This is a genomic window from Microbacterium sp. AC145 (assembly GCF_979258505.1).
On record NZ_OZ409859.1, the window covers coordinates 3,604,497 to 3,626,137 of the forward strand.

At 68.8% G+C, this 21,641-nt stretch carries 20 protein-coding genes and 1 riboswitch; of the genes, 15 read left to right on the top strand and 5 right to left on the bottom strand.

The genetic code is table 11. The annotated features are described in order from the left end of the window. Positions 1-91 precede the first annotated feature (91 nt). From ACZZZN_RS17410 to hemL, 8 genes are all read left to right on the top strand, one after another. The gene (locus tag ACZZZN_RS17410; protein WP_463506385.1) at positions 92-529 is read left to right on the top strand and encodes a hypothetical protein; all 438 of its coding nucleotides are present in this window, start codon (positions 92-94) and stop codon (positions 527-529) included. 1 nt (position 530) lies between these two features. After that, positions 531-938: a phage holin family protein gene (locus tag ACZZZN_RS17415; protein ID WP_463506386.1), complete on the top strand. Its 408-nt coding sequence runs from the start codon at positions 531-533 to the stop codon at positions 936-938. Further along, a complete protein-coding gene (locus tag ACZZZN_RS17420) occupies positions 925-1,230 on the top strand; it encodes a hypothetical protein (RefSeq protein WP_463506387.1) in 306 nt (101 codons plus the stop codon). Before ACZZZN_RS17415 ends, ACZZZN_RS17420 begins: the two co-directional genes overlap by 14 nt. Before the next feature lie 109 nt (positions 1,231-1,339). Then, the gene (hemQ, locus tag ACZZZN_RS17425; protein ID WP_463506388.1) at positions 1,340-2,017 is read left to right on the top strand and encodes a hydrogen peroxide-dependent heme synthase; all 678 of its coding nucleotides are present in this window, start codon (positions 1,340-1,342) and stop codon (positions 2,015-2,017) included. An 8-nt stretch (positions 2,018-2,025) separates the two neighbouring features. Beyond that, complete coding sequence (gene hemC, locus ACZZZN_RS17430) at positions 2,026-3,039, top strand: hydroxymethylbilane synthase (protein ID WP_463506389.1); 1,014 nt, start codon at positions 2,026-2,028, stop codon at positions 3,037-3,039. Then, entirely contained in the window at positions 3,036-3,830 is a 795-nt protein-coding gene (locus ACZZZN_RS17435) for a uroporphyrinogen-III synthase (RefSeq protein ID WP_463506390.1), read from the top strand. The genes hemC and ACZZZN_RS17435 overlap by 4 nt, the downstream gene beginning before the upstream one ends. Then, complete coding sequence (gene hemB / locus ACZZZN_RS17440) at positions 3,827-4,804, top strand: porphobilinogen synthase (protein WP_463506391.1); 978 nt, start codon at positions 3,827-3,829, stop codon at positions 4,802-4,804. The genes ACZZZN_RS17435 and hemB overlap by 4 nt, the downstream gene beginning before the upstream one ends. 32 nt (positions 4,805-4,836) lie before the next feature. Beyond that, positions 4,837-6,159: a glutamate-1-semialdehyde 2,1-aminomutase gene (gene hemL / locus ACZZZN_RS17445; RefSeq protein ID WP_463506392.1), complete on the top strand. Its 1,323-nt coding sequence runs from the start codon at positions 4,837-4,839 to the stop codon at positions 6,157-6,159. Positions 6,160-6,224: 65 nt separating this feature from the next. On the opposite strand, the gene ACZZZN_RS17450 is transcribed toward hemL, so the two are convergent. Continuing rightward, positions 6,225-7,532 carry an HNH endonuclease signature motif containing protein gene (locus ACZZZN_RS17450; protein ID WP_463506393.1) on the bottom strand — a complete coding sequence of 436 codons (1,308 nt, stop codon included), beginning with the start codon at positions 7,530-7,532 and terminating at the stop codon, positions 6,225-6,227. A gap of 145 nt (positions 7,533-7,677) precedes the next feature. Between ACZZZN_RS17450 and ACZZZN_RS17455 the strand changes: the two genes are divergently transcribed. Continuing rightward, positions 7,678-8,127 carry a hypothetical protein gene (locus ACZZZN_RS17455; protein WP_463506394.1) on the top strand — a complete coding sequence of 150 codons (450 nt, stop codon included), beginning with the start codon at positions 7,678-7,680 and terminating at the stop codon, positions 8,125-8,127. Positions 8,128-8,210: 83 nt separating this feature from the next. Here ACZZZN_RS17455 and ACZZZN_RS17460 read toward each other — a convergent pair whose 3' ends face one another. Further along, a complete protein-coding gene (locus tag ACZZZN_RS17460; protein ID WP_463506395.1) occupies positions 8,211-9,878 on the bottom strand; it encodes an ATP-binding cassette domain-containing protein in 1,668 nt (555 codons plus the stop codon). A gap of 122 nt (positions 9,879-10,000) precedes the next feature. Between ACZZZN_RS17460 and ACZZZN_RS17465 the strand changes: the two genes are divergently transcribed. Beyond that, positions 10,001-11,062 (top strand): enoyl-CoA hydratase/isomerase family protein, encoded by a 1,062-nt coding sequence (locus tag ACZZZN_RS17465; RefSeq protein ID WP_463506396.1) that lies wholly within the window; start codon positions 10,001-10,003, stop codon positions 11,060-11,062. Positions 11,063-11,082: 20 nt separating this feature from the next. Here ACZZZN_RS17465 and ACZZZN_RS17470 read toward each other — a convergent pair whose 3' ends face one another. Continuing rightward, the gene (locus tag ACZZZN_RS17470; protein WP_463506397.1) at positions 11,083-11,532 is read right to left on the bottom strand and encodes a GntR family transcriptional regulator; all 450 of its coding nucleotides are present in this window, start codon (positions 11,530-11,532) and stop codon (positions 11,083-11,085) included. Next, entirely contained in the window at positions 11,529-12,590 is a 1,062-nt protein-coding gene (locus ACZZZN_RS17475) for a hypothetical protein (protein WP_463506398.1), read from the bottom strand. Before ACZZZN_RS17475 ends, ACZZZN_RS17470 begins: the two co-directional genes overlap by 4 nt. 266 nt (positions 12,591-12,856) lie before the next feature. Between ACZZZN_RS17475 and ACZZZN_RS17480 the strand changes: the two genes are divergently transcribed. Then, positions 12,857-14,584 (top strand): ABC transporter ATP-binding protein, encoded by a 1,728-nt coding sequence (locus ACZZZN_RS17480; RefSeq protein WP_463506399.1) that lies wholly within the window; start codon positions 12,857-12,859, stop codon positions 14,582-14,584. Further along, positions 14,581-16,821, top strand: coding sequence for an ABC transporter ATP-binding protein (locus ACZZZN_RS17485; RefSeq protein ID WP_463506401.1), 2,241 nt, complete (start codon positions 14,581-14,583; stop codon positions 16,819-16,821). The genes ACZZZN_RS17480 and ACZZZN_RS17485 overlap by 4 nt, the downstream gene beginning before the upstream one ends. Positions 16,822-16,904: 83 nt before the next feature. Here the strand turns inward: ACZZZN_RS17485 and ACZZZN_RS17490 are convergent, their stop codons facing one another. Beyond that, positions 16,905-18,416 carry a D-alanyl-D-alanine carboxypeptidase family protein gene (locus ACZZZN_RS17490; protein ID WP_463506402.1) on the bottom strand — a complete coding sequence of 504 codons (1,512 nt, stop codon included), beginning with the start codon at positions 18,414-18,416 and terminating at the stop codon, positions 16,905-16,907. An 82-nt stretch (positions 18,417-18,498) separates the two neighbouring features. After that, positions 18,499-18,608: riboswitch (TPP riboswitch) on the top strand. On the opposite strand from ACZZZN_RS17490, the gene ACZZZN_RS17495 reads away from it, so the two are divergent. The 3 genes from ACZZZN_RS17495 to ACZZZN_RS17505 all read left to right on the top strand — a co-directional run bounded on the left by ACZZZN_RS17495 (position 18,602) and on the right by ACZZZN_RS17505 (position 21,524). After that, on the top strand, positions 18,602-19,273 hold the full coding sequence (locus ACZZZN_RS17495) for an ECF transporter S component (protein WP_463506403.1): 672 nt from the start codon (positions 18,602-18,604) through the stop codon (positions 19,271-19,273). (Overlaps the previous riboswitch by 7 nt.) Then, the gene (locus tag ACZZZN_RS17500; RefSeq protein WP_463506404.1) at positions 19,270-20,730 is read left to right on the top strand and encodes an ABC transporter ATP-binding protein; all 1,461 of its coding nucleotides are present in this window, start codon (positions 19,270-19,272) and stop codon (positions 20,728-20,730) included. Before ACZZZN_RS17495 ends, ACZZZN_RS17500 begins: the two co-directional genes overlap by 4 nt. Further along, positions 20,727-21,524: an energy-coupling factor transporter transmembrane component T family protein gene (locus tag ACZZZN_RS17505; RefSeq protein ID WP_463506405.1), complete on the top strand. Its 798-nt coding sequence runs from the start codon at positions 20,727-20,729 to the stop codon at positions 21,522-21,524. The genes ACZZZN_RS17500 and ACZZZN_RS17505 overlap by 4 nt, the downstream gene beginning before the upstream one ends. Positions 21,525-21,641 lie beyond the last annotated feature (117 nt).

The following is a 21,641-nucleotide window of genomic DNA, read 5'->3' on the forward strand; positions in this document are numbered from 1 at the left end:
GGCATACGGCGTTACGCTGGACACTTGGCAGGCGACCCCGAGTCGTCGGTTCGCCCTAGGCGTTCACACCGGAACAACGTGAGGAGACCCCATGAAGGGGAAGATCGGACTCGTCGTAGGACTCGGCGTGGGATATGTCATCGGAACGCGCGCAGGACGCGAGCGCTACGAGCAGATCAAGACGCAGTGGCTCAAGGTCTGGAATCTCGACCAGGTTCAGGACCAGGTCGTGAAGGTCAAGGGCTACGTCGGCGACAAAGCCGCAGCCGTGCCGGGTGCGATCTGGACCGGCGTGCAGAAGGTCGTCAAGTCGGCGGGCGGTGGAGACAAGACCGCCGGACAGCGCCTGGATTCCGCCGTCGCCGCAGGCCGTAAGGCAGCGGAAGACATCGTCGACGCGACGGAAGACGCGGTCGACGAGGCCAAGGACGCGGCCAAGAAGGATGCCGCGAGCAAGCCCGCGGCCAAGAAGCCGGTTGCCAAGAGCTCGCCGTCCGCACGTTCCACCGCCGCGAAGTCCGGAGACTGACATGCCCCGCGGATACCGCGACCGCGCCGAAGACAGTCTGCTGTCGCTGATCGGCGACCTGCCCGAACTCATCGGGAACCTCATCAAGGCCGAGATCGACGCGGCGAAGACGTGGGTGTCGAGAACCGCGAAGGATGCCGGCATCGGCTCCGTCTGGTTCCTCGTCGCTCTGTTCTTCCTCTTCTGGGCCGTGCCGGTGATCCTCGTGTTCGCGATCGCGGGGCTGTCGTCGTGGTGGCCGGTCTGGCTGTCCGCGCTCGCCGTGCTCGGCATCCTGATCATCGCCGTGCTGTTGTTCGCACTGCTCGGCATCCTGAAGTTCCGCAAGGTGCTCCGCCGCCAGAATCCCGCTCAGGCGGTCGGCGAGGACATCCGACTCGTGAAGGAAGCCGGCGATGACGAACTCTGACCTCACCCCCCTGCAGAAGGCATCAGGCCTCACCTCGCTGCCCAAGACCGCGGTGCCGGCCGGCATCGCCGACCCCGTCGCATCGGCTCGTGCCGAGTTGAAGGCCGCGCTCGCCGCGATCGAGGTCAAGGGCAACGTGCCGCGTCGCCTCGACAAGGCCTCGAAGCGCGCCGCGGCGAAGGCCCGGGTGTTCGCCGACCGCAACCCGGTCGCGGCTGTGGCCGCCGCCGTCGCAATCGCCGCCGCGGTCGGCGGCGTGGTGTGGGTCGCTGCTCGAGCTCTCTCGCGCTGAGGTCTTCTCGCACTGCTGACGTCGATCTCGCGCTGACGCCCGTCTCCCGAGCCTGTCAAGCGGGCCCGGGGGATTAGCCACGACTGGGCAAAGGGGGCAGACTGGATCCATGTCCGATGAGCGCGAAGAGAACCCGTCCGGCTTCACCCTGTGGGCCGTCTGGCGACGAAACCCCGACGTTCCGGTCACCGAGTCCGACTCGACGGAGCTCGAGACGATCGTGTCGTACATCGAGGATTCCGGCGTCACGATCCGCGGCTTCTACGACGTCTCGGGGCTCAAGGCCGACGCCGACCTCATGGTCTGGCTGCACGGCGACACGGCCGAGGAACTGCAGAAGGCTCTGCGCAGACTCCGCCGCGTCGAACTGCTGCGCTCGCTGCTCCCGGTCTGGAACGTCATGGGCGTGCACCGCGACGCCGAGTTCAACCGCGCACACGTGCCCGGGTTCCTCCGCGGTGTGGAGGCGAAGGACTGGCTCTGCCTGTACCCCTTTGTGCGCACGCCCGAGTGGTACCTCGCCCCGGAGGAGGAGCGTCGCAAGATGCTCGCCGATCACGGGCGTAAGGGTGCCGCCTTCACGGGCGTCATCGCCAACACCGTCGCGGCGTTCGCGCTGGGCGACTACGAGTGGCTGCTCCCGCTCGAGGCCGATGATGTGACCGAGCTCGTCGACCTCATGCGCGACCTGCGCTACACCGATGCGCGTCTCTTCGTGAAGGAGGAGATCCCCTTCTACACGGGCCGCCGTCTCCGCTTCGACGAGATCGCGGACGTGCTGCAGTAGGCCGCGCCATGACGATTCCGATGAACCGGTCCACCCCGATCCGGCTGGGCACGCGCCGCAGCGCGCTCGCTCAGGCGCAGTCGGGCCACGTCGCCGCTGCTCTCGAGAAGGTGTCGGGACGCCGTGTCGAGCTCGTCCCGATCACCAGCGAGGGCGACACGAATCGTGCCTCACTGTCGGAGATCGGCGGACAGGGCATCTTCGCCACCCGACTGCGGGAGGCGCTGCTGGCGGGAGAGTGCGACTTTCTCGTGCACTCGCTCAAAGATCTTCCGACCGCGATTCCGGCGGGACTCGTCATCGCCGCGACACCCGTGCGCGAAGACGCCCGCGACGTGGTGATCACCCGTGAGGGCACGCCGCTGCACGAGCTGGGAACGGGCAGCACGGTGGGCACCGGCTCTCCGCGACGCATCGCGCAGGTCCACCGACGGGCTCCCCATGCCGAGATCATCGACATCCGCGGCAACGTCGACTCGCGGTTGCAGCGGGTCGCATCGGGTGACCTGGATGCGGTGATCCTCGCCGCGGCGGGCCTGTCGCGCCTCGGTTCCGACTCGCCGCTGCGCCGCGAGGAACTGGGCCTCGCAGAGTGGCCGACGGCTCCGGGGCAGGGTTCGCTCGCTGTGGAGACCCGCGACGATGCTCCTGAGGAGCTCCTCGCGGCCCTCGTAGAACTGGACGACGAGACGACGCGTCTGGCTGTCACGGTCGAACGCGCGGTGCTCGAGGGTCTCGACGCGGGGTGCCAGGCGCCGATGGCCGCGCATGCGACTTTCGACAGGGGAGAGATCCGCGTCAGGACGGTCGTCTACGCCCCGGATGGGGGTCGCCGGATCGGGCTCGACGTCACGGAGGCACTGAACGGGGAGTATATTCAACGGAACGGCAGTGGCAATGGAGCGGATGCTGCCGATGGTGCAGTCCCGATGCGCGCGGCTCGCGAGCTCGGGTTGAGTGTTGCCCGTCGGCTGCTCGATCAAGGGGCGGCTGACCTTGTTTCCCGAGAGCATTCTTCATGACGAATTCCAAGCAGGACCGGCCGCTGGACGGCTGGCGGATCCTGGTACCGCGCGGTGGCCCGTGGGGTGACGGGGTGGCCGCGAGTCTTCGCGACCGTGGAGCGGTGCCCGTCGTCGCGCCGCTGATCAACTTCGCGCCGACCACCGATCAGGCGGCGCTCGACACCGCACTTCGGCGGCTCGCGGCGGGTGAGTACGACTGGCTGACGGTCACGAGCGCGACCACGGTCGACGTGATGTTCGCGCATCGCGCCGTGGTGCCTCGCTCGACGAGGATCGCGGCGGTCGGCGAGACCACGGCAGCGGCGCTGCAGGCTGTGGGCTACGAGGTCGCGATCGTCCCCGAAGAAGACAACTCCGCCGCGGGGATGGCAGAGCAGCTCATCGCGCTCGAGACCCAGGCGCGTCGACGCATCCTCGCCCTTCGCAGTGAGATCGCGAAGCCGGTGCTGAGCGTGATGCTGCAGGACGCCGGTCATGACGTCGACAGTGTCGTGGCGTACCGCACTGTCGGTGTGCCGGTGACGGATCGCATCAAGCGCGATGTCGAGAACGGTCGCATCAACGCGATCCTCATCACCAGCGGCTCGGTGGCAGAGCAGGTGCGTGAGCAGTTCCCGCAGATCCCCGACGAGACGCTGTTGGCGGCGATCGGTCCTCGCACCGCGAAGGATGCCGACAGGGCCGGACTCCCGATCACGGTCGTGGCTGACCGGCAGACGGTCGACGCACTCATCGATGCGGTGTCGAGCTTCACCCTTCCGCACGCGTCGGATGAGCTGGCACCGTGAGCTTCCCCGATGTGCGGCTGCGCCGATTGCGGCAGTCTCCGGCGATCCGCGGACTGGTCCGTGAGACGTCGCTCGAACCGCGCAATCTGGTGCTCCCGATGTTCGTGCGGGAGGGGCTCTCGGATCCGTCGCCGATCGGCTCGATGCCGGGCGTCGCGCAGCATTCGCTCGACTCGCTTCGCGCCGCCGCAGTGGATGCGGCGGAGGCGGGTGTCGGCGGCGTGATGCTGTTCGGGGTGCCCGCTGTGCGTGACGCGCAGGGTTCGGGTGCCGACGATCCGAAGGGCATCCTGAACGTCGCGACAGAGGTTCTCGCCGCCGAGGTCGGCGACGCTCTGGTGTTGCAGACGGATCTCTGCCTCGACGAGTTCACCGACCACGGACACTGCGGTGTGCTCGCCGCCGACGGTTCGGTCGACAACGATGCCACGCTCGTGCGGTACGCGTCGATGGCACTCGCGCAGGCGCGTGCGGGGTCGCAGCTGCTCGGGCTCTCGGGCATGATGGACGGCCAGGTCGCGGTGATTCGCGCGGCGCTCGACGCCGAAGGCTTCACTGACACTCTGCTGCTCGCCTATGCCGCGAAGTATGCGAGCGCTTTCTACGGGCCCTTCCGTGAGGCCGTCGACTCGCAGCTGAAGGGCGATCGTCGCACCTACCAGCTCGACCCCGGCAACCGTCTCGAGGGTGTGCGCGAGGCCGTCGTCGATCAGCAGGAGGGCGCCGACATCGTCATGGTCAAGCCGGCGATGGCATTCCTCGACGTGTTGCGCGAGGTGCGCGACACCGTCGACATCCCGGTCTGGGCCTACCAGGTGTCGGGCGAGTACGCGATGATCGAGGCCGCCGCGGCGAACGGCTGGATCGACCGCCGTGCATCGATTCTGGAGTCGCTGCTGTCGATCCGCCGTGCCGGCGCCGACGCAGTGCTCACCTATTGGGCGACCGAAGCCGCCCGCTGGCTCCGCGGCTGATCCGCCGCGTCGCCGTCGCTCTGGAGGGACCAATGACCGACCGCAATGACGACCTGTTCTCCGCTGCCCGCACGGTGATCCCGGGCGGCGTGAACTCGCCGGTGCGCGCCTATGGATCGGTCGGCGGCACGCCGCGATTCCTCGCGTCAGCCTCGGGCGCGAGGGTGACGGATGCCGAGGGTGTCGAGTATGTCGACCTCGTCGCCTCGTGGGGGCCGGCGTTGCTCGGTCATGCCCACCCCGAGATCGTCGCCGCTGTGCAGGACGCTGCGGCTCGCGGACTGTCTTTCGGGGCGCCCACCGAGGGTGAGGTGGAGCTCGCGGCGCTGATCGCGGACCGCGTGCGCTTCGGCGAGGTGCGCCCGATCGAGCGTGTGCGCCTCGTGTCGACGGGCACCGAGGCGACCATGACCGCCATCCGCCTCGCTCGCGGAGCGACGGGACGTGACCTGCTGGTGAAGTTCGCCGGCCACTATCACGGACACTCCGACGGCCTGCTGGCTGCGGCGGGCTCGGGAGTCGCGACACTGGCGCTGCCCGGATCTGCCGGTGTGCCGGCTCCGATCGCCGCGCAGACCCTCGTGATCGACTACAACGACCGGGATGCTCTCGAGGCGGTCTTCGCCGAGCACGGTTCGCGTATCGCGGCTGTGATCGTCGAGGCGTCGGCCGCGAACATGGGCGTCGTCGCACCATTGCCTGGGTTCAACCGATTCATCGCAGACACCGCGCACGCGCACGGTGCGCTGATGATCATCGACGAGGTGCTCACGGGCTTCCGGGTGCATCCCGCCGGGTATTGGGGGCTTCAGGCTGCCGCCGGCGAGGAGTACCTGCCCGACATCTTCACGTTCGGCAAGGTCGTCGGCGGGGGGATGCCGCTTGCAGCTCTCGGCGGGCGTGCTGAGGTCATGGATCTGCTCGCCCCGCTCGGTCCGGTCTATCAGGCGGGAACCCTGTCGGGCAATCCGCTCTCGGTGGCGGCCGGCCTCGCGACCTTGCGGCTCGCCACTCCGGAGGTCTACGCGACCGTCGATGCGGCGGCTGCTCGGGTGGCGGCCGCAGTGACGGCGGCGCTGACGGAGGCGGGCGTGACGCACTCCGTGGCGAACGCGGGCAGCCTCTTCAACCCGTCGTTCCGGGCATCTGCACCTCGCGATTACGCTCAGGCGCAGGCTCAGGACGCGTTCCGGTACGCACCGTTCTTCCATGCCATGCGCGAGCAGGGTGTGGCGCTTCCGCCCAGTGTCTACGAGGCGTGGTTCCTCACGGCGGCCCACGGCGAGGAAGACCTGCAGCGCATCGAGGCCGCCCTGCCGATCGCAGCGGCTGCGGCAGCTGCGGCTCGCGCCTGAAGGGGCGCGGCTGAGGTCTCGTGCCTGAGGTCTCGTGTCAGGTCTCGCGTGGGAGATCTCGCACATCAGACGAACATCACGCGCGGACGTGGAGTGTCTCGATACCTGCGCCCGAGCGGGCTGAACCAGTCGATGGTTCCGTCGGGAAGCTGATGTGCCGTCCATCGATGCGCATCCGCCATGTCGGGGTGTTTCAGCGCGTGATGCCGGACGCAGAGGTGGGCGAGATTGTGAATCTCGGTCTTCCCTCCCTTGGCGTGGTCGAAGGTGTGATCGATCTGGCACCTATGCGCCGGCATTCTGCATCCGGGGAATCGGCAGTGCTGGTCACGGGCGCGAAGGAACCTCCGCATCGATTCGGTGGGTGAGTAGTTGTCGGTCTCGACGACCATTCCGTGAGGGTCGAGGAACAGGCGTGCCCACCCGCCGTTGCGCCCGGCGAGATCGCGGGCGATGTCGGGGTGGAGCGGGCCGTGGCCGTCAAGCTGGGCTGATCGGTCGTCGCAGCCGGCGAGCGTCGTGGCGGCGACCGTGACCTGGATGCGCGCGACGATGTTGTCGAGCCCTGACCCGTTCGCGGCGCTCGGATCGGAGGCGAGGAGCAGATCGATGAGCAGATCGGCACGCACCTGGTCGATCGTGCGGTCATCCGCGGGGATGTGCTCGTTGACGGGGTCTGTGGTGAACGTGCCGTCGCCGAAGATCGCGTGATCGTCGCGCCCCGCGATGACGGCGCGTGCAAGCTGGGTCAGGCGATCCATGATCGCCGTCGCGAGGTACTCGGGCAGTACGACCGTCAGGACCGCGAGGCCGTCGCCCGCCGCTCGCATCGTGACCGTGCGCTCAGATTTCGCCTGCGCATGACGTTCGTTCGTCGTCGCCCCGGCGAGCACGGCGGCGAGCTCGCGCAGATGCGTGCGGGTGCGAGCGGGCGTCTCGGTCTCGGCGACGATCACGGCGACCGTGTCGTAGAGCGGCAGCACGTCGGCATCCGCCTTTCCGTTGTTGACGGCTTCGCGCACCACGCCCGCGGCCCGCACGATCTCGCGGACGTGCGCGGCGGTGATCGCCCCGCGTCGGAAAGCCTCTCGCACTCCAGGATGGCTCGTCTCGAGGAACCGGGCGTCGGAGAAGGCATACTCGACGCTGCCCTGGGTCATGCGACCCGCCGCCGAATACTCGGAGACCATCGATCGTCGGATCGCGTCGCGGTGGTATGGGTTCTCGTCTTCTTCGGCGGCGCAGAGTCGCAGGCGCTCGGCGAGGAGCGCGGAGGCCTCAGCCTCGAGGGCAGCGATCTGTCGCCGCTTCTCCACCCAGGAATCGAGCAGCATGGAGCGCTGCTCGACGTCGTGTGTGGTGGTCTGCGTCATGCTCCGAGTCTAGTAGATTTGTTCGAATAAACGAGTGGAACATCGGAATGAAGGAAAGCGCGATGGAGAGATCAGACAACGGATCGTTGCCGTCCTGTGAGCAAGAAGCAGACAACTCGCAGGGCGCCGCTGGCAGACTTGAGGCATGGTGACGTTGCTGCTGGACCAGACGCAACTCGAGATCGTGCTCTCGCCGATCGAGCGTGCGGCGAGCTTCCACCGGGACAATCTGCGCATCGCGCGGAGCACGATCACCAAGGTGCAGCTCATCGACGACGCGTGGACCTGGCTACGCGGGGTTCCGAACCCCGGCACGCACATCCCCGGCATCCTGGCGTCGGGCACGTGGAAGGCCGCGGGCAGCGTCGACTTCGTACTGATCCGTCGACGTCGTCCGAGCGTCGTGATCGATCTCGAAGGCGACGAGCAGTATCGCCGACTGATCCTCACCACGAGCCACGGTCTGGCGCTCACGCAGGCACTGCGTCTCGAGGTCTCGCACGAGCCCGCCGATGTCGAGGAGATCGTCGCCACCGCCCCGACGTCGACCTCGAAGGGGCGGCGGCGCCCGGTCATCCGGCCGCGACCGGCCTGATCCGCGCAGAGGACTCTCTTACGCGCAACGCCCTCCGAAGCCTGTCGGCGCGGAGGGCGTTCGCATGGGAGCGGTGGTGCTGGTCAGCTCTCGCGCTGCTCGCCGTCATGGTGGTCGTGGTGCTCGCCCTCGGCGTGGTGCTCGTTGTGCTCGGCCTGCTCGTGGGCCTCGCTCTCGGCGTGCTCGTGGGCCTCGCCCTCGGCGTGCTCGTGCTGCTCACCGGTCTCGTCGCCACCCTCGGCGGACGCTTCTTCTCCGCCTTCGGAATCGCCTTCGCCTTCGCCGAAGGGATACTGTCGGGGCTCGTCGTCGTAGTACGCACGCGCAGCTGCGGCCAGCATCGAGCTGACGGCTGCGGAGCGCGGGTCGTCGTCGTCATCGTCCGCCGGGGTGGGGGACGCGTCGTCGTGGTCGGAAGACTGCGCCGCGACCTCGGTGCCGCCGTCGTCCTGCCCGGCGGTGTGCGGCGCGTCATCATCCGGGTGCAGATCGGAGAAGGTCTCGATGCCCGCATGATCGGCGACCTGTGCATCCTCGGGCTCGGAACCCTGCACAGTGTCGGTGTGCTCGGTTCCGGTGCCGAACAGGATGTCGTCGAAGGACGGCTGGGAAGGGGGCGAAGCGACAGCGAGACCAGCGTCCGATGCCTCGGCATCCGCCGCATCGGCGTCATTCGCATCCTCGGCCGGAACTTCCTCGGCGGGAGCCTCGTCGGCCGGAACTTCGTCCGCCACAGCCTCGTCAGCGACAGCCTCGTCAGCCACAGCCTCTTCAGTCACAGCCTCGGTAGCGACGGCGGCATCGTTCACCACCGGCGGAACGACGTCTGCCGAACCGGGGATCGCGCGCGGTGCATGCTTGCCGCCGCGGACGAGCTCGATGAAGATGTCCTCGAGGGTGGGACCGCGCTGCACCAGCGTGGTCAGGGCGACCCCCGCATCGGCGGCGATCGCGCCGACGGTCCCGGCGTCGCCACCGCGAACGGTGAGGCCGGAGCGCAGCACCTCGACCTCGAAACCCGCTGCGGAGAGCGCGGCGGTGAGGGCCGAGCGGTCTGCCGCGTCGACCACGACGGCGCCGGACGACGGGTCTGCCAGCGTCTCGATGCCGCTGGAGAGCATCAGCTGACCGCGTGACAGCACGAGCACGTTGTCGGCGACCTGTTCGACCTCGCTCAGCACGTGCGAGGAGACGAGGACGGTGCGGCCCTCATCGGCGAGTCGACGCATGAGGAGGCGCATCCACCGGATGCCTTCGGGGTCGAGGCCGTTCGCCGGCTCGTCGAACACGAGGGCGCCAGGGTCGCCGAGCAGTGCGTGGGCGACGCTCAGCCGCTGGCGCATGCCCAGGGAGAAGCTGCCGATGCGCCCCTCGGCCTCGTCCTCGAGACCCACGAGCGACAGCACCTCAGCCACGCGGGAGAGCGGGATGCCGTTGGCCTTGGCCGCGATCGTCAGCTGGCGGGCCGCAGAGCGGCGCGGCCGGTAGACCGTCTCTTCGAGCACCGAGCCGATCGTTCGCAGGGGGTTGCGCAGCTCCGAGTAGGCGACGCCGCCGATCGTTGCGGTGCCGCTCGTCGCGCGCACCTGGCCGAGCAGGATGCGCAGGCTGGTGGTCTTGCCGGCGCCGTTCGGGCCGAGGAACGCGGTGACCGCTCCCGGTTCGATCCGCGCGGAGAAGTCGGAGACGGCCGTCACCTCATTGAAGCGTTTCGTCACGCGCGTGAACTCGAGCACCTGTCCGTCGGGCATCCGCGACCTCTCCTTGAAAATGGGCAGTTCCGTCTATCCTGCCGGAAAAGCGCCCGGATCGCGCATTTACCTCATCATTCGGCCCCCTCGCAAGACCCGATCGAGCGGGTAGCCTGGCACGCGTGACCGATTCCACCGCCTCGCCCCGTGTCCTCGTGCGCACGGAAGGCGCCCTCGGGCGGCTCACCCTGAACCGCCCCGAGGCGATCAACGCTCTCGACGTCGACATGATCCGCCTGCTCGCCGACACGCTCGATCGGTGGCGCACCGACAGCGACGTGCAGATCGTCGTGATCGACGGCGAGGGCGAGCGCGGCATGTGCGCCGGCGGCGACGTGCGAGCCCTGCATGCGCAGATCGTGGCGGGAAGGTCGGCCGAGACGACCGAGTTCTTCCGGGCCGAGTACGCGCTCAACGCGATGATCGCGGAATACCCCAAGCCGGTCGTCTCGATCGCCGACGGCATCACCATGGGCGGCGGCGTGGGCCTGTCCGGTCACGCGGCCATCCGCATCGTCACCGAGCGCTCGAAGCTCGCGATGCCCGAGACCCGCATCGGCTTCACCCCTGACGTCGGAGGCACCTGGCTGCTCGGCCGTGCTCCCGGCCGGCTGGGGGAGTACTTCGGGCTCACGGGCGGCACGATGAGCGCTGCGGATGCCGTGCTGCTCGGCTTCGCCGATCACGTCGTGCCGTCGGATCGTCTCGATGCTCTGCGAGAGGCTCTCGCGTATCGTGCGGACCCGACCGGGCCCGCGGAGATCGTCCTGCTCTTCGACGAGACGCCGGAACCCTCCACGCTGCCCGCATCGCGCGCCTGGATCGACGAGGCGTTCTCCGCCGACACCGTCATCGACATCGTCTCGCGCCTGCGCGATCGGGACGAGGCGGATGCTGCGGCGACGGCCGATCTGCTCGAAGCACTGGGGCCGACCGGCCTCGCCGTGACTCTCGATGCAGTGCGGGAGGCTCGCGCGCTGCCCGACCTGCGAGCGGCCCTCGAGGGCGAGTACCGCAGGGTCATGTGGTTCGTGACGCAGCATCCCGATCTCGTCGAGGGCATCCGGGCGCAGCTCGTCGACAAGGACCGGAATCCGCGATGGGATCCACCCACTCTGGGAGACCTCGCACCCGACGCCGGGTCGCCGGCGCGCGAGTATGTTCCGGAGCGCCCGCTGTTCTGAGTCAGGGCGCAGCCGCCGCCTCAGCGGGTCTCGGTCTCGGTCTCGGCCTCGGTCTCGGCTTCGGGAGACCCCGATGACGCGGCCGAGGAGCGGGCGACCACACGCAGCACATCGATCACATCCTCGATCGTGCTGCCCGCGTCTTCGGCCGCGGCCACCAGCTCCCTGATCTGGCGGATGACGGCTCGCGGGACGACGCCCGCCGATTCCGCCACCCGAGTGCCCGCCGCAGTGCGGGTCACGACGAGCCCATCGCGCTCCAGCTGTCGGTAGGCGCGGGCTGCCGTGCCCGCGGCGACGCCGAGGTCGCTGGCCGTCTGCCGCACGGTGGGCAGACGTTCGCCCGCTCCCCACTGGCCGGAGACGATGAGGCCGCGGAACTGGCGATAGATGTCGATCGCGGGGCTCGACTCCTCCGTGGGGCTCTGAGCGGCGGCCGGTGGCGTGTTCGGGCGGGGATGGGTGGTCATCGATCGCGCTCCGCGAGTGACAGGATCGGGTCGTCGGCAGTCTGCGATTGCGCCGGGGAGGGTCGTCGATCGGGCGTGCGGATGCCGGTCGCGAAGATGAGCAGAAGGAAGGCGCAGACCTCGATCACGGGTGCCGCCCACCCCGCCATCCCGGCGAACTCCGCATAGCGCCAGGCGACCTCGTAGGTGCCGGTGCCCTCGATCGTCAGCCCGGTCGTCGTGCCGGACTCCGCGATGAAGCGCCAGGCGGCCGCGAGCGACAGCATCGTGGCCGCGGCCACGATGCGGAGGATGCCGGACGCCACGGTCGAGCGCTGCATCCGCTCGGCGCGGAGCGTCTCGGGAGCGATGTAGGGACGCGCGGCGTTGCATCGCAGCGTCGCGATGCCGACGGCGACCAGCGCCACGAGGCTGAGGAGCACCGGGACCCCGTAGGCCCAGCCGAAGAACCAGGGCCGGAGCGGATCGATCGACGCGTTCTGGATCGGCACCTCGAGCCACACGTACCGTCCTTTCGGGTCGGGTGAGGAGGCGAGTCCCGCCGCGAGCGTCGTCAGCAGGAGGGCGAGCGCGGCGACCGCGGCGCCGTAGAGATCGCGGCGCGTTCCGAAGGTCGTCCACGTGCGGCGGCCCGCGAGCGGGACCGGGCGTCGCGGCATCGAGGATCCCCGGATCACGATCATGCCGAGGAGTACGAGGAGCGAGGCGGCACCGGCGAGGATCGTCGCGGCATAGCGCCACCATGAGACCGTGTCGCCGTCGGGCGGCAGCAGCGTGGCCGCGGCGTTCTCCACGACGAGAACGGCGATGACAGCGACTGCGGCGACCCGTACCGCCGCCCTCTCGGGCCGATACCGGTCGCGGACCGTCTCGTCGAGACCGGTCGGGGTCACGCCGCCCGCAACGCCGCCCGCCGCGACGCGGCGTCGAGCGAGAAACCGCCAGATGACCGCCACGAGCGCGGCGACCGCCAGAGAGAAGAGCGGCTGCGAGAGCAGTGCCAGAAGGATCTCCGCCGGTTCGGCGGAGAGCAGAGCGATCAGTCGGTCCATGATCATCGACCCCCATCCAGATGTTTGTACTCAATGTCTAGCACAAGTTGTATCACGATGGTGATACAAAGTGCATCGATGCCCGCCCCGTCAGGGTGAACCGAGTGCAGAAATAGCCGATCACGCCGCGTAATGGTTCGCTGTGAGCGAAGGTCCGCCTCGAGGGGGATCCGAAAGTCGGTGGTTCGTGGCACGCTTGCATTTGCGCGATCGTCGGCCTGCGTCCGCCCGCCGGGAGATCTCCCACTTCATCCTTCCTAGAAAGTCCGCCTGTGCTGGGAAAAATACTCGTCCGCTATCTCACTCGATATAAGTGGCTGCTCCTGGCCGTGCTGGTGTTCCAGTTCGCCAGCGCGATCGCGACCCTCTACCTGCCCCGCCTCAACGAAGACATCATCAACAAGGGCGTCGCGCAGTCCGACACCGACTACATCTGGCGCACCGGCCTACTCATGCTCGCGGTGTCGCTCGGCCAGATCATCGCCTCGATCATCGCGACCTACTTCGCCGCACGGGCGTCGATGGGCGCTGGTCGCGACATCCGTGCCGACGTCTTCGGCAAGGTCAGCGGGTTCTCCGAGCGCGAGGTCTCGCAGTTCGGCGCAGGCTCGCTCATCACCCGCAACACGAACGACGTGCAGCAGGTGCAGATGCTGGCGATGATGGGCGCGACGATGCTCGTCACGGCTCCGCTGCTCGCGATCGGCGGCATCATCTTCGCCGTGCAGACGAACATCGGTCTCAGCTGGCTGATCGCCGTCTCCGTGCCGCTGCTGCTGATCGTCGCAGGTCTCGTCGTGAGCCGCATGGTGCCTCTGTTCCGCAGCTACCAGGGCAAGCTCGACACGGTCAACCGCGTCATGCGCGAGCAGCTCACCGGTGTGCGCGTGGTGCGTGCGTTCGTGCGCGAGCGTATCGAGGAGGAGCGCTTCCGCGAGGCCAACACCGACATCATGGTGGTCGGTCGCAAGGTCGGCTCGCTCTTCGTCCTGCTGTTCCCGCTGTTCATGCTCATCCTCAACGTCACGATCGTGGCCGTCGTCTGGTTCGGCGGCATCGAGGTCAACAGCGGCACGGTGCAGGTGGGCACGATCTTCGCGTTCATGCAGTACATCGGCCAGATCATGGGCGGTGTCATCATGGCCAGCTTCATGGCGATCATGATCCCGCGCGCCGCGGTCTCGGCCGAGCGCATCGGAGAGGTCCTCGACACGACGTCGAGCATGGAGCGTCCTGCGAACGGCGTGACCGACTTCACGACACCCGGATCGGTCGCATTCGACGACGTCGAGTTCACCTACCCCGGGGCCGAATCCCCGGTGCTCACGGGTATCAGCTTCGCCGCTGAGCCCGGCGAGACCGTCGCGATCGTCGGCTCCACGGGTGCAGGCAAGACGACCCTCGTCTCGCTGATCCCGCGTCTGTTCGACGCCACGGGCGGCGCCGTGTTCGTCGGCGGCACCGATGTGCGCGAGGCCGACGTCGAGTCGCTGTGGGCGACCATCGGCCTGGTGCCCCAGCGCCCCTTCCTCTTCACCGGCACCGTGGCATCGAACCTCCGCTACGGACGCGAAGAGGCCACCGACGAAGAACTCTGGCACGCGCTCGAGATCGCCCAGGGCCGCGATTTCGTCGAGGAGATGCCCCAGGGGCTCGAGTCGCGCATCACGCAGGGCGGCACGAACGTCTCGGGCGGTCAGCGTCAGCGCCTGGCGATCGCCCGTGCGATCGTGCGTCAGCCGCAGATCCTCGTCTTCGACGACTCGTTCTCCGCTCTCGACCTCACCACCGACGCTCATCTGAGACAGGCTCTGTGGCGCGAGCTGCCGCACGTCACGAAGATCGTGGTCGCTCAGCGAGTGTCCTCCATCACGGATGCGGATCGCATCGTCGTGCTCGAAGGGGGCACCATGGTCGGCGTCGGCACACACGCAGAACTGCTCGAGACGAGCGAGACCTATCGAGAGATCGTCGAATCGCAGCTGGGGGTGGACGCATGAGCGAGCAGAACACGCCGAAGACCCGCCACGGTCGAGCGGCCGGCACCGCACCCGCCGCCACGGTCGAGCGCGAGCTGACCGACGAGGAGAAGTACGAGGCCGAACTCGCCGAGAAGGCGCGTCAGGACGGCGGCGGCTGGGACAGCGTCGCACCGGGCAAGGCCGACAACTTCGGCAAGAGCTTCAGCCGGATGATCGGCCTGCTCAAGCCGTCGGCGGTGTGGTTCATCCTGGTGTCGATCGCCGGTGCGGTCGGCGTCGTGCTCACGGTCGCCGCGCCGAAGGTGCTCGGTGAGGCGACGAACCTCATCTACAAGGGCTTCATCTCGGTGCAGCTCGGACAGCCGAACGGAGACTTCCCGGGGTTCCCGTCAGGCACATCTCAGGAAGACGTCGTCGCGGCTCTGCGCCAGGGCGGACAGGATGACTTCGCGAACCAGGTCGCAGCCCTCGGCAGCTTCCAGGTCGGCGACGGAGTCGACTTCGAGGCGCTGCGGTGGGTCATCATCGCGGTGCTGGCGATCTACATCGTGGCGGCCTTCCTCAGCTGGATCCAGGGCTACGTCATCAACGTCATCATGGTGCGCACCATGTGGCGCCTGCGCGAGTCGGTCGAGGCGAAGATCAACCGCCTGCCGCTGTCGTACTTCGACAAGGTGCAGCGCGGTGACCTGATCTCGCGTGTGACCAACGACATCGACAACATCACCCAGACCATGCAGCAGTCGCTGTCCGGCGCGATCACCGCCGTGCTCACGGTCGTCGGCGTGCTGGTACTGATGTTCTCGATCTCGTGGCAGCTCGCCCTCGTGGCTCTCGTCGCGCTGCCGCTCATGGGCGTGATCTTCGGCGTCATCGGTCCGCGGTCGCAGAAGGCGTTCGGGATGCAGTGGCGCAAGGTGGGTCGACTGAACGCCCGCGTCGAAGAGGCCTTCTCGGGCCACGCGCTGGTCAAGGTCTTCGGCCGAGAGCAGGATGCCCTCGACAAGTTCAAGGACGAGAACGAGGAGCTGTTCCAGGCGAGTTTCCGGGCGCAGTTCCTCTCCGGCATCATCATGCCGGCGATGACCTTCGTCGGAAGCCTCACCTATGTGGGCATCGCCGTGCTCGGCGGTCTCATGGTCGCCAGCGGGCAGTTGCGTCTCGGTGACGTGCAGGCGTTCATCCAGTACTCGCAGCAGTTCACGCAGCCGCTGTCGGAGCTGGGCGGCATGGCCGCGGTCGTGCAGTCCGGAACCGCGTCGGCCGAGCGCGTGTTCGAGCTGCTCGACACCGAGGAGCAGGAGGCCGATGCCTCTGACGCTCCGAAGCTGGCAGGCGGTCAGGGTGTCGTCGAGTTCGAGAACGTCGCGTTCTCGTATACGCCGGAACGACCGCTCATCACCGACCTCTCGTTCCAGGTCGAGCCGGGGCAGACGGTCGCGATCGTCGGACCGACGGGCGCGGGCAAGACGACGCTCGTCAACCTGATCATGCGGTTCTACGAGCTGAACGGCGGGCGCATCCTGCTCGACGGTCAGGACATCTCGAAGATCACGCGCGACGAGCTGCGTTCGCGCACGGGCATGGTCCTGCAGGATCCGTGGCTGTTCGCCGGGAGCATCCGCGAGAACATCCGGTACGGCCGCTCCACGGCGACCGACGACGAGGTGCTCGAGGCCGCGAAGGCGACGTATGTCGACCGCTTCGTGCACGCGCTGCCCGAGGGGTACGACACCGTGCTCGACGAGGACGCGTCGAACGTGTCGGCGGGCGAGCGCCAGCTGATCACGATCGCCCGCGCGTTCGTGGCGCAGCCGTCGATCCTGATCCTCGACGAGGCCACGTCTGCGGTCGACACCCGCACCGAGCTGCTGCTGCAGAACGCGATGGCGGCGCTCCGTCAGGGGCGCACGTCGTTCGTGATCGCGCACCGCCTCTCGACGATCCGCGACGCCGATCTGATCCTCGTGATGGAGCATGGCGACATCGTCGAGAAGGGCACGCATGACGAGCTGATCGGCGCGCAGGGCGCCTACTGGCGTCTCTACCAGTCGCAGTTCGAGCAGGCCGCGACCGACATCGACGCCGAAGACGCGCTCACAGGATCGACCCCCGTGATGGTCAGCGGCGACGCCGAGGATGCCGCGACCGCAGCCCAGGTCGGTGCCGCCGTCGGGGCATCCGCGCCCGCTGCGGCCGCCTCCGAAGCGCAGGCAGTCGTGGAACGCCCCCAGTCAGACGGCTCGCAGGCCTGACATCGCGAGACCGCGTCCACAACGGCGCCTCGCCCTCTCACGGGGGTGGGGCGCCGTTCTGCGTGCGGACTGCGGATTGCGCGTCAGCGCTGGGCGTCAGACAGGCCGAAGAGCTCGAGCGGATGCGTCAGGCGCCACCACGGACTCGGGCCATCGACGTCATCGGAGAGAACCAGGGGGGTCGTCGCCGTGTTCAGGGGGCCGACGCTCGTGAGCGTGCCGACCTGATCGCCCGATTCGCGGTCTTCGCCGAGCTCGAACGACGGCGTCACCTCGGCGGCGGCGCCGTTCCAGAGCACGACCTCGGCATCGTCGTCCGTCACGATGTCGACCGCCGCGCCCCAGATCGTCGACACCGTGCCCACGACGGTGCCCTTCGCGAGCACCGGGGCCTGCGCGTCGAGCGCGGTCTCCACCTGCGCGAACAGCGCGCGGGTCTCGGCGAGACGCTGTTCGTCGTCGATCTGACCGAGCACGCTCGCGAAGACGTGCACGGTGGTGTCGTCGACGGTGATGTCCTTCGCGGTCAGCAGATTCCAGCTGTCGCCGAGGGTGCCCGTCTTGACGCCGACGACGCCGGCGTCTGCGAGCATCCCGTTCGTGTTCACGACCGTGCCCGCACCGGGCAGCTCGACAGCCGGAGTCGCGACGATCTCGGCGAACACCGGATTCTGCATCGCGATCTCCGCCAGCGCGATGAGCGACTGCGGGCTCGCCGTGTTGCGGTCGTCGAACCCCGACGGGGTCACGATGGTGATGTCACCGAGACCGCGATCGCTCAACCAGGTCTCGGCCGCATCGGCGAAGGCCGCGTTCGACCCCCAGATCTCCTGTGCGAGCCGGTCGATGTAGTTGTTCGCCGAGCCGAGGAGTGTCCCCTGCAGCAGCTGATACTCGGTCAGCACCCCGCCCACGGGTACGTCGAGCGCCGACTGGTCGAGCCGTCGATACTCCCAGTACTCGAGATTGTCGGCGCCTGTGAAGGAGTACTCCGGGCCCTGCTCGCCGACCGCGAGCGGCAGGCGATCGAGCACCATCAGGCTCGAGACGACCTTCGTGATGCTCGCGATCGCGGCAGGGTCGGCAGTCGACGCGGTGGTGCCGAGGCCGGTGATGCCCACGGCAGCGCTTCCCTGCGCGGGCCACAGCGTGTCGGCGGGTGCCGCCGCGACCGCTGTCGTCTGAATCGCCTGCACGGTCGGTTCGACCTCGTGCAGCGGCCACAGCAGGGTCGACCCCGCGTATGCGCCGACGAGCCCGACCACGAGCGCCAGGGGCACGAGAACTGCGGGTGTCGCGATGCGAGGGCGCAGATGGGCGTCACGCAGCAGGGCTGCTCCGCCCACGGCACGATCGGTGTCATCGTCGAGAGCGGCCGTGGCCGACTGCTGACCGATCGCGACCGGATCGATCCAGGTGAGAGCGGTCGCCCCCCGCCCGGTCTCGGCCCACCGGGCATCCGGCTCGTCGTCGGACGGAGCATCCGATGCGGCACCGAAGGCCTCATCGAGGTCGTCGTCCTGACGATCTGCGTCGACGGGCGCGTCGGGAACGGGCGCGTCGGGAGTGGCCTCGGTGGAGTCTGGAGCGGTCACCTCCTCACGGTACCGAATCACAGGCGGGATTCCGGGCGCTGCAACAGGAGACCGCGTGAGTGTCGGCACTGGGTAAGATCGGGAGGACAACCACGGGAGTCCGGCGAGCCGGGCTGAGAGGGAGCGAATCGCGCTTCGACCGTCGAACCTGATCTGGGTCATGCCAGCGCAGGGAGGAGCATTCAATGAGCACATCCATGTACGGACCCGGCAACGGATCGGCATCCGCAGCGGCAGCATCCACGACCTCCGCGTCGAGGGGCCTGGGTCGTCCCGATCTCTGGCGCTGGCGCGTCGTCGACATCGTGGTCGCCAGCGTCATCGCCGTCGCCTGCGCCGTGATCTTCCTGCTGTGGAACGTCGGCTACGAGCTTCCGAGTACGTTCCTGACGCCGCTCCTCCCCGGTGTGCAGGGCCTGCTCGCCGGTCCCTGGCTCATCGCCGGCGTGCTGGGTGGACTCATCATCCGCAAGCCCGGTGCGGCGCTCTACACCGAGCTCGTCGCCGCCATCATCTCGGCGCTGGTCGGCAACGCCTGGGGGCCTCTCACGATCGTGTCCGGACTCGTGCAGGGCCTCGGCGCCGAGCTGATCTTCCTCCTCTTCCTCTACGGCGTCTGGCGTCTGCCCGTCGCGATGCTCGCGGGAGCGGGCGCGGGCCTCGCGTGCGGCATCAACGACCGCATCCTCTGGTATGCCGGCGCCGACACGCTCTTCACGACCGTCTACATCGCCTCGACCACCATCTCCGGTGCCGTGATCGCGGGCCTCGGAGCCTGGCTCATCGCTCGAGGTCTCGCGGCGACGGGAGCGCTGAGCAGGTTCGCCGCCGGGCGCGAGGTCACCGCACGAGTGTGACCGCGGTCACGAGCGCCGCCGCCCTCGAAGCCCGCGGGTGGGGGTGGCGGTACGCGACGCGGCTGCGGTGGGCCGTACGCGAGGTCGATCTGCGCATCGAGCCGGGGGAGCGGGTGCTGCTGCTCGGCGCATCGGGCTCGGGCAAATCGACCCTGTTGCAGGGCTTCGGCGGAGTCCTCGGCGGGGCCGACGAGGGGGAGACCCACGGCGCGCTGCTCGTCGACGGCATCCCGCCGACCGATGCGCGCGGTCGAGTCGGCATGGTTCTGCAAGACCCCGACACGCAGACGATCCTCGCCCGAGTGGGCGACGACGTGGCCTTCGGCTGCGAGAACCTCGGTGTGCCGCGGGAGGAGATCTGGCAGCGCGTGCGGCACGCACTGGATGCCGTCGAGCTCGACGTCGCCCTCGACCGTTCGACAGCCGCGCTGTCGGGCGGACAGAAGCAGCGGCTGGCGCTCGCTGGGGTGCTCGCGATGCGACCCGGCGCGATCCTGCTCGACGAGCCCACGGCCAACCTCGATCCGCAGGGGGTGGCCGATGTGCGGGATGCCGTGGCGGCGGCGCTCGACGCGACCGGTGCCACACTCGTCGTGATCGAGCACCGCATCGACATCTGGCTGCCTCTGGTGACGCGGGTCATCGTGCTGGGCGCAGACCCCGAGGGCACGATCGTGCTGGCGGACGGCACGCCCGAGCAGGTGCTCGGTGCGCGGGGGGCCGAGCTCGCGGCATCCGGTGTGTGGGTTCCGGGCCACCCGCCCGCCGCGCCGCCCGCACCCACTCAGCGACCAGGCGAGATCCTCATCGAGACCCGGGGGCTGGCCGTCGCGCGACGCAGGGGCCTCGCGGTCGCCGGCCCGTTCGACCTCGACGTGCGGGCGGGCGAGGTGCTCGGAGTCACCGGCGCGAACGGGGCGGGCAAGTCGACGCTCGGGCTCACTCTCGCTGGGCTCATCCCCGCCGAAAGCGGTGCGGTGACGGCGCTCCCCGCGCTGGCTGCGGGCGAGAAGGCCGATCCGTTCCGCTGGTCGTCGCGCGCGCTGCTCACCCGCATCGCCACCGTGCTGCAGACGCCCGAGCACCAGCTGCTCGCGAAGACCGTGCGCGAGGAGCTGTCGGTCGGCCCGCGGGCACTGCGCCTCGGCCCGGACGAGATCGAGGCGCGCGTCGACGATCTGATGGAGAGGCTGCGGCTGACGGCATTGGCAGACGCCAACCCCTACACGCTCTCGGGCGGCGAGAAGAGGCGGCTCACGGTCGCCGCAGCCCTCGCCACCCGTCCCCGGATGCTGGTGCTCGACGAACCCACCTTCGGCCAGGACGCCACCACCTGGGCCGAGCTGGTCGGGCTCATCGCGCGAGTGCGCGACGAGGGCACCGCCGTCGTCGCGATCAGTCACGACGAGGCCGTGCTCGACGCGCTGCACGCCCGCCGCATCGAGGTCGGGCGATGATCGATCCGCTCACCGCCCGCGTCGAACGATCGGGACCGATCGCGCCACGCTCGGCGCTGGCGAAGCTCGCCGCGGCGCTGCTCATCGCGCTTCCGCTCGTGCTGTCGATCGACGTCGTGTCGGCATCCGTCGCACTGCTGCTCGAGATCCCGCTGCTGCTGCTCGCCGGTCTCCGCGCGAAGGAGTTCTGGGTCCGGACCGCCGTGCTGTGGATCGCCGCGCCACTCGGCGCCGTGACGATCGCGCTCTACGGCGTGACGAGCGGCACGATCCATTTCGAGTGGTTCGTCATCCGCATCAGCGACGGATCGCTCGCGCTCGCCGCGGCGACGGCGGTGCGCGTGCTGGCGATCGGTCTGCCGGCCGTGGTGCTGTTCGTCACCGTGGATCCCACCGACCTCGCCGACGGTCTGGCGCAGCGGGTGCGGCTGCCTGCACGATTCGTCGTCGGCGCGCTCGCGGGCATGCGGATGCTGGGACTCCTCACCGAGGACTGGCGAGCCCTGGCACTGGCCAGGCGGGCACGCGGTGTCGCCGATCAGGGGCGGATCCGTCGGGCGTTCGGCATGGCGTTCGCGTTGTTCGTGCTCGCGATCCGTCGCGGATCCTCCCTCGCCACGGCGATGGAGGCGCGGGGGTTCGGCGGACGCGGACCACGGTCGTGGGCCAGGGAATCGGTGTGGGATCGACGCGACACGATGCTCGTGGTGGTCGCCGCGCTGATTCCGATCGTCGCGATCGCCGCAGCAGTGCTGACGGGGGCGTGGAACTTCATCCTCGGCCCCACGGTCTGACGGGCGATCGGAGCTGACAGTTCATACTCAGCGTTCTCATAGCTGGAATGCCGATGTATTCGCTAGCATCGAGTGAACCCAAGGGGAGTACTCCACCACGGGCGGCTCGTCATTACG

Bases quoted from the DNA above. Each gene is read 5' to 3' on its own strand.
- hemL (WP_463506392.1), top strand. From the start codon at position 4,837: ATGACCGACCGCAATGACGACCTGTTCTCCGCTGCCCGCACGGTGATC.
- ACZZZN_RS17450 (WP_463506393.1), bottom strand. From the start codon at position 7,532: ATGACGCAGACCACCACACACGACGTCGAGCAGCGCTCCATGCTGCTC.
- ACZZZN_RS17460 (WP_463506395.1), bottom strand. From the start codon at position 9,878: ATGCCCGACGGACAGGTGCTCGAGTTCACGCGCGTGACGAAACGCTTC.
- ACZZZN_RS17485 (WP_463506401.1), top strand. From the start codon at position 14,581: ATGAGCGAGCAGAACACGCCGAAGACCCGCCACGGTCGAGCGGCCGGC.
- ACZZZN_RS17475 (WP_463506398.1), bottom strand. From the start codon at position 12,590: ATGATCATGGACCGACTGATCGCTCTGCTCTCCGCCGAACCGGCGGAG.
- ACZZZN_RS17415 (WP_463506386.1), top strand. From the start codon at position 531: ATGCCCCGCGGATACCGCGACCGCGCCGAAGACAGTCTGCTGTCGCTG.
- ACZZZN_RS17420 (WP_463506387.1), top strand. From the start codon at position 925: ATGACGAACTCTGACCTCACCCCCCTGCAGAAGGCATCAGGCCTCACC.
- ACZZZN_RS17470 (WP_463506397.1), bottom strand. From the start codon at position 11,532: ATGACCACCCATCCCCGCCCGAACACGCCACCGGCCGCCGCTCAGAGC.
- ACZZZN_RS17455 (WP_463506394.1), top strand. From the start codon at position 7,678: ATGGTGACGTTGCTGCTGGACCAGACGCAACTCGAGATCGTGCTCTCG.
- ACZZZN_RS17505 (WP_463506405.1), top strand. From the start codon at position 20,727: ATGATCGATCCGCTCACCGCCCGCGTCGAACGATCGGGACCGATCGCG.
- hemQ (WP_463506388.1), top strand. From the start codon at position 1,340: ATGTCCGATGAGCGCGAAGAGAACCCGTCCGGCTTCACCCTGTGGGCC.
- ACZZZN_RS17435 (WP_463506390.1), top strand. From the start codon at position 3,036: ATGACGAATTCCAAGCAGGACCGGCCGCTGGACGGCTGGCGGATCCTG.
- ACZZZN_RS17495 (WP_463506403.1), top strand. From the start codon at position 18,602: ATGAGCACATCCATGTACGGACCCGGCAACGGATCGGCATCCGCAGCG.
- ACZZZN_RS17410 (WP_463506385.1), top strand. From the start codon at position 92: ATGAAGGGGAAGATCGGACTCGTCGTAGGACTCGGCGTGGGATATGTC.
- hemC (WP_463506389.1), top strand. From the start codon at position 2,026: ATGACGATTCCGATGAACCGGTCCACCCCGATCCGGCTGGGCACGCGC.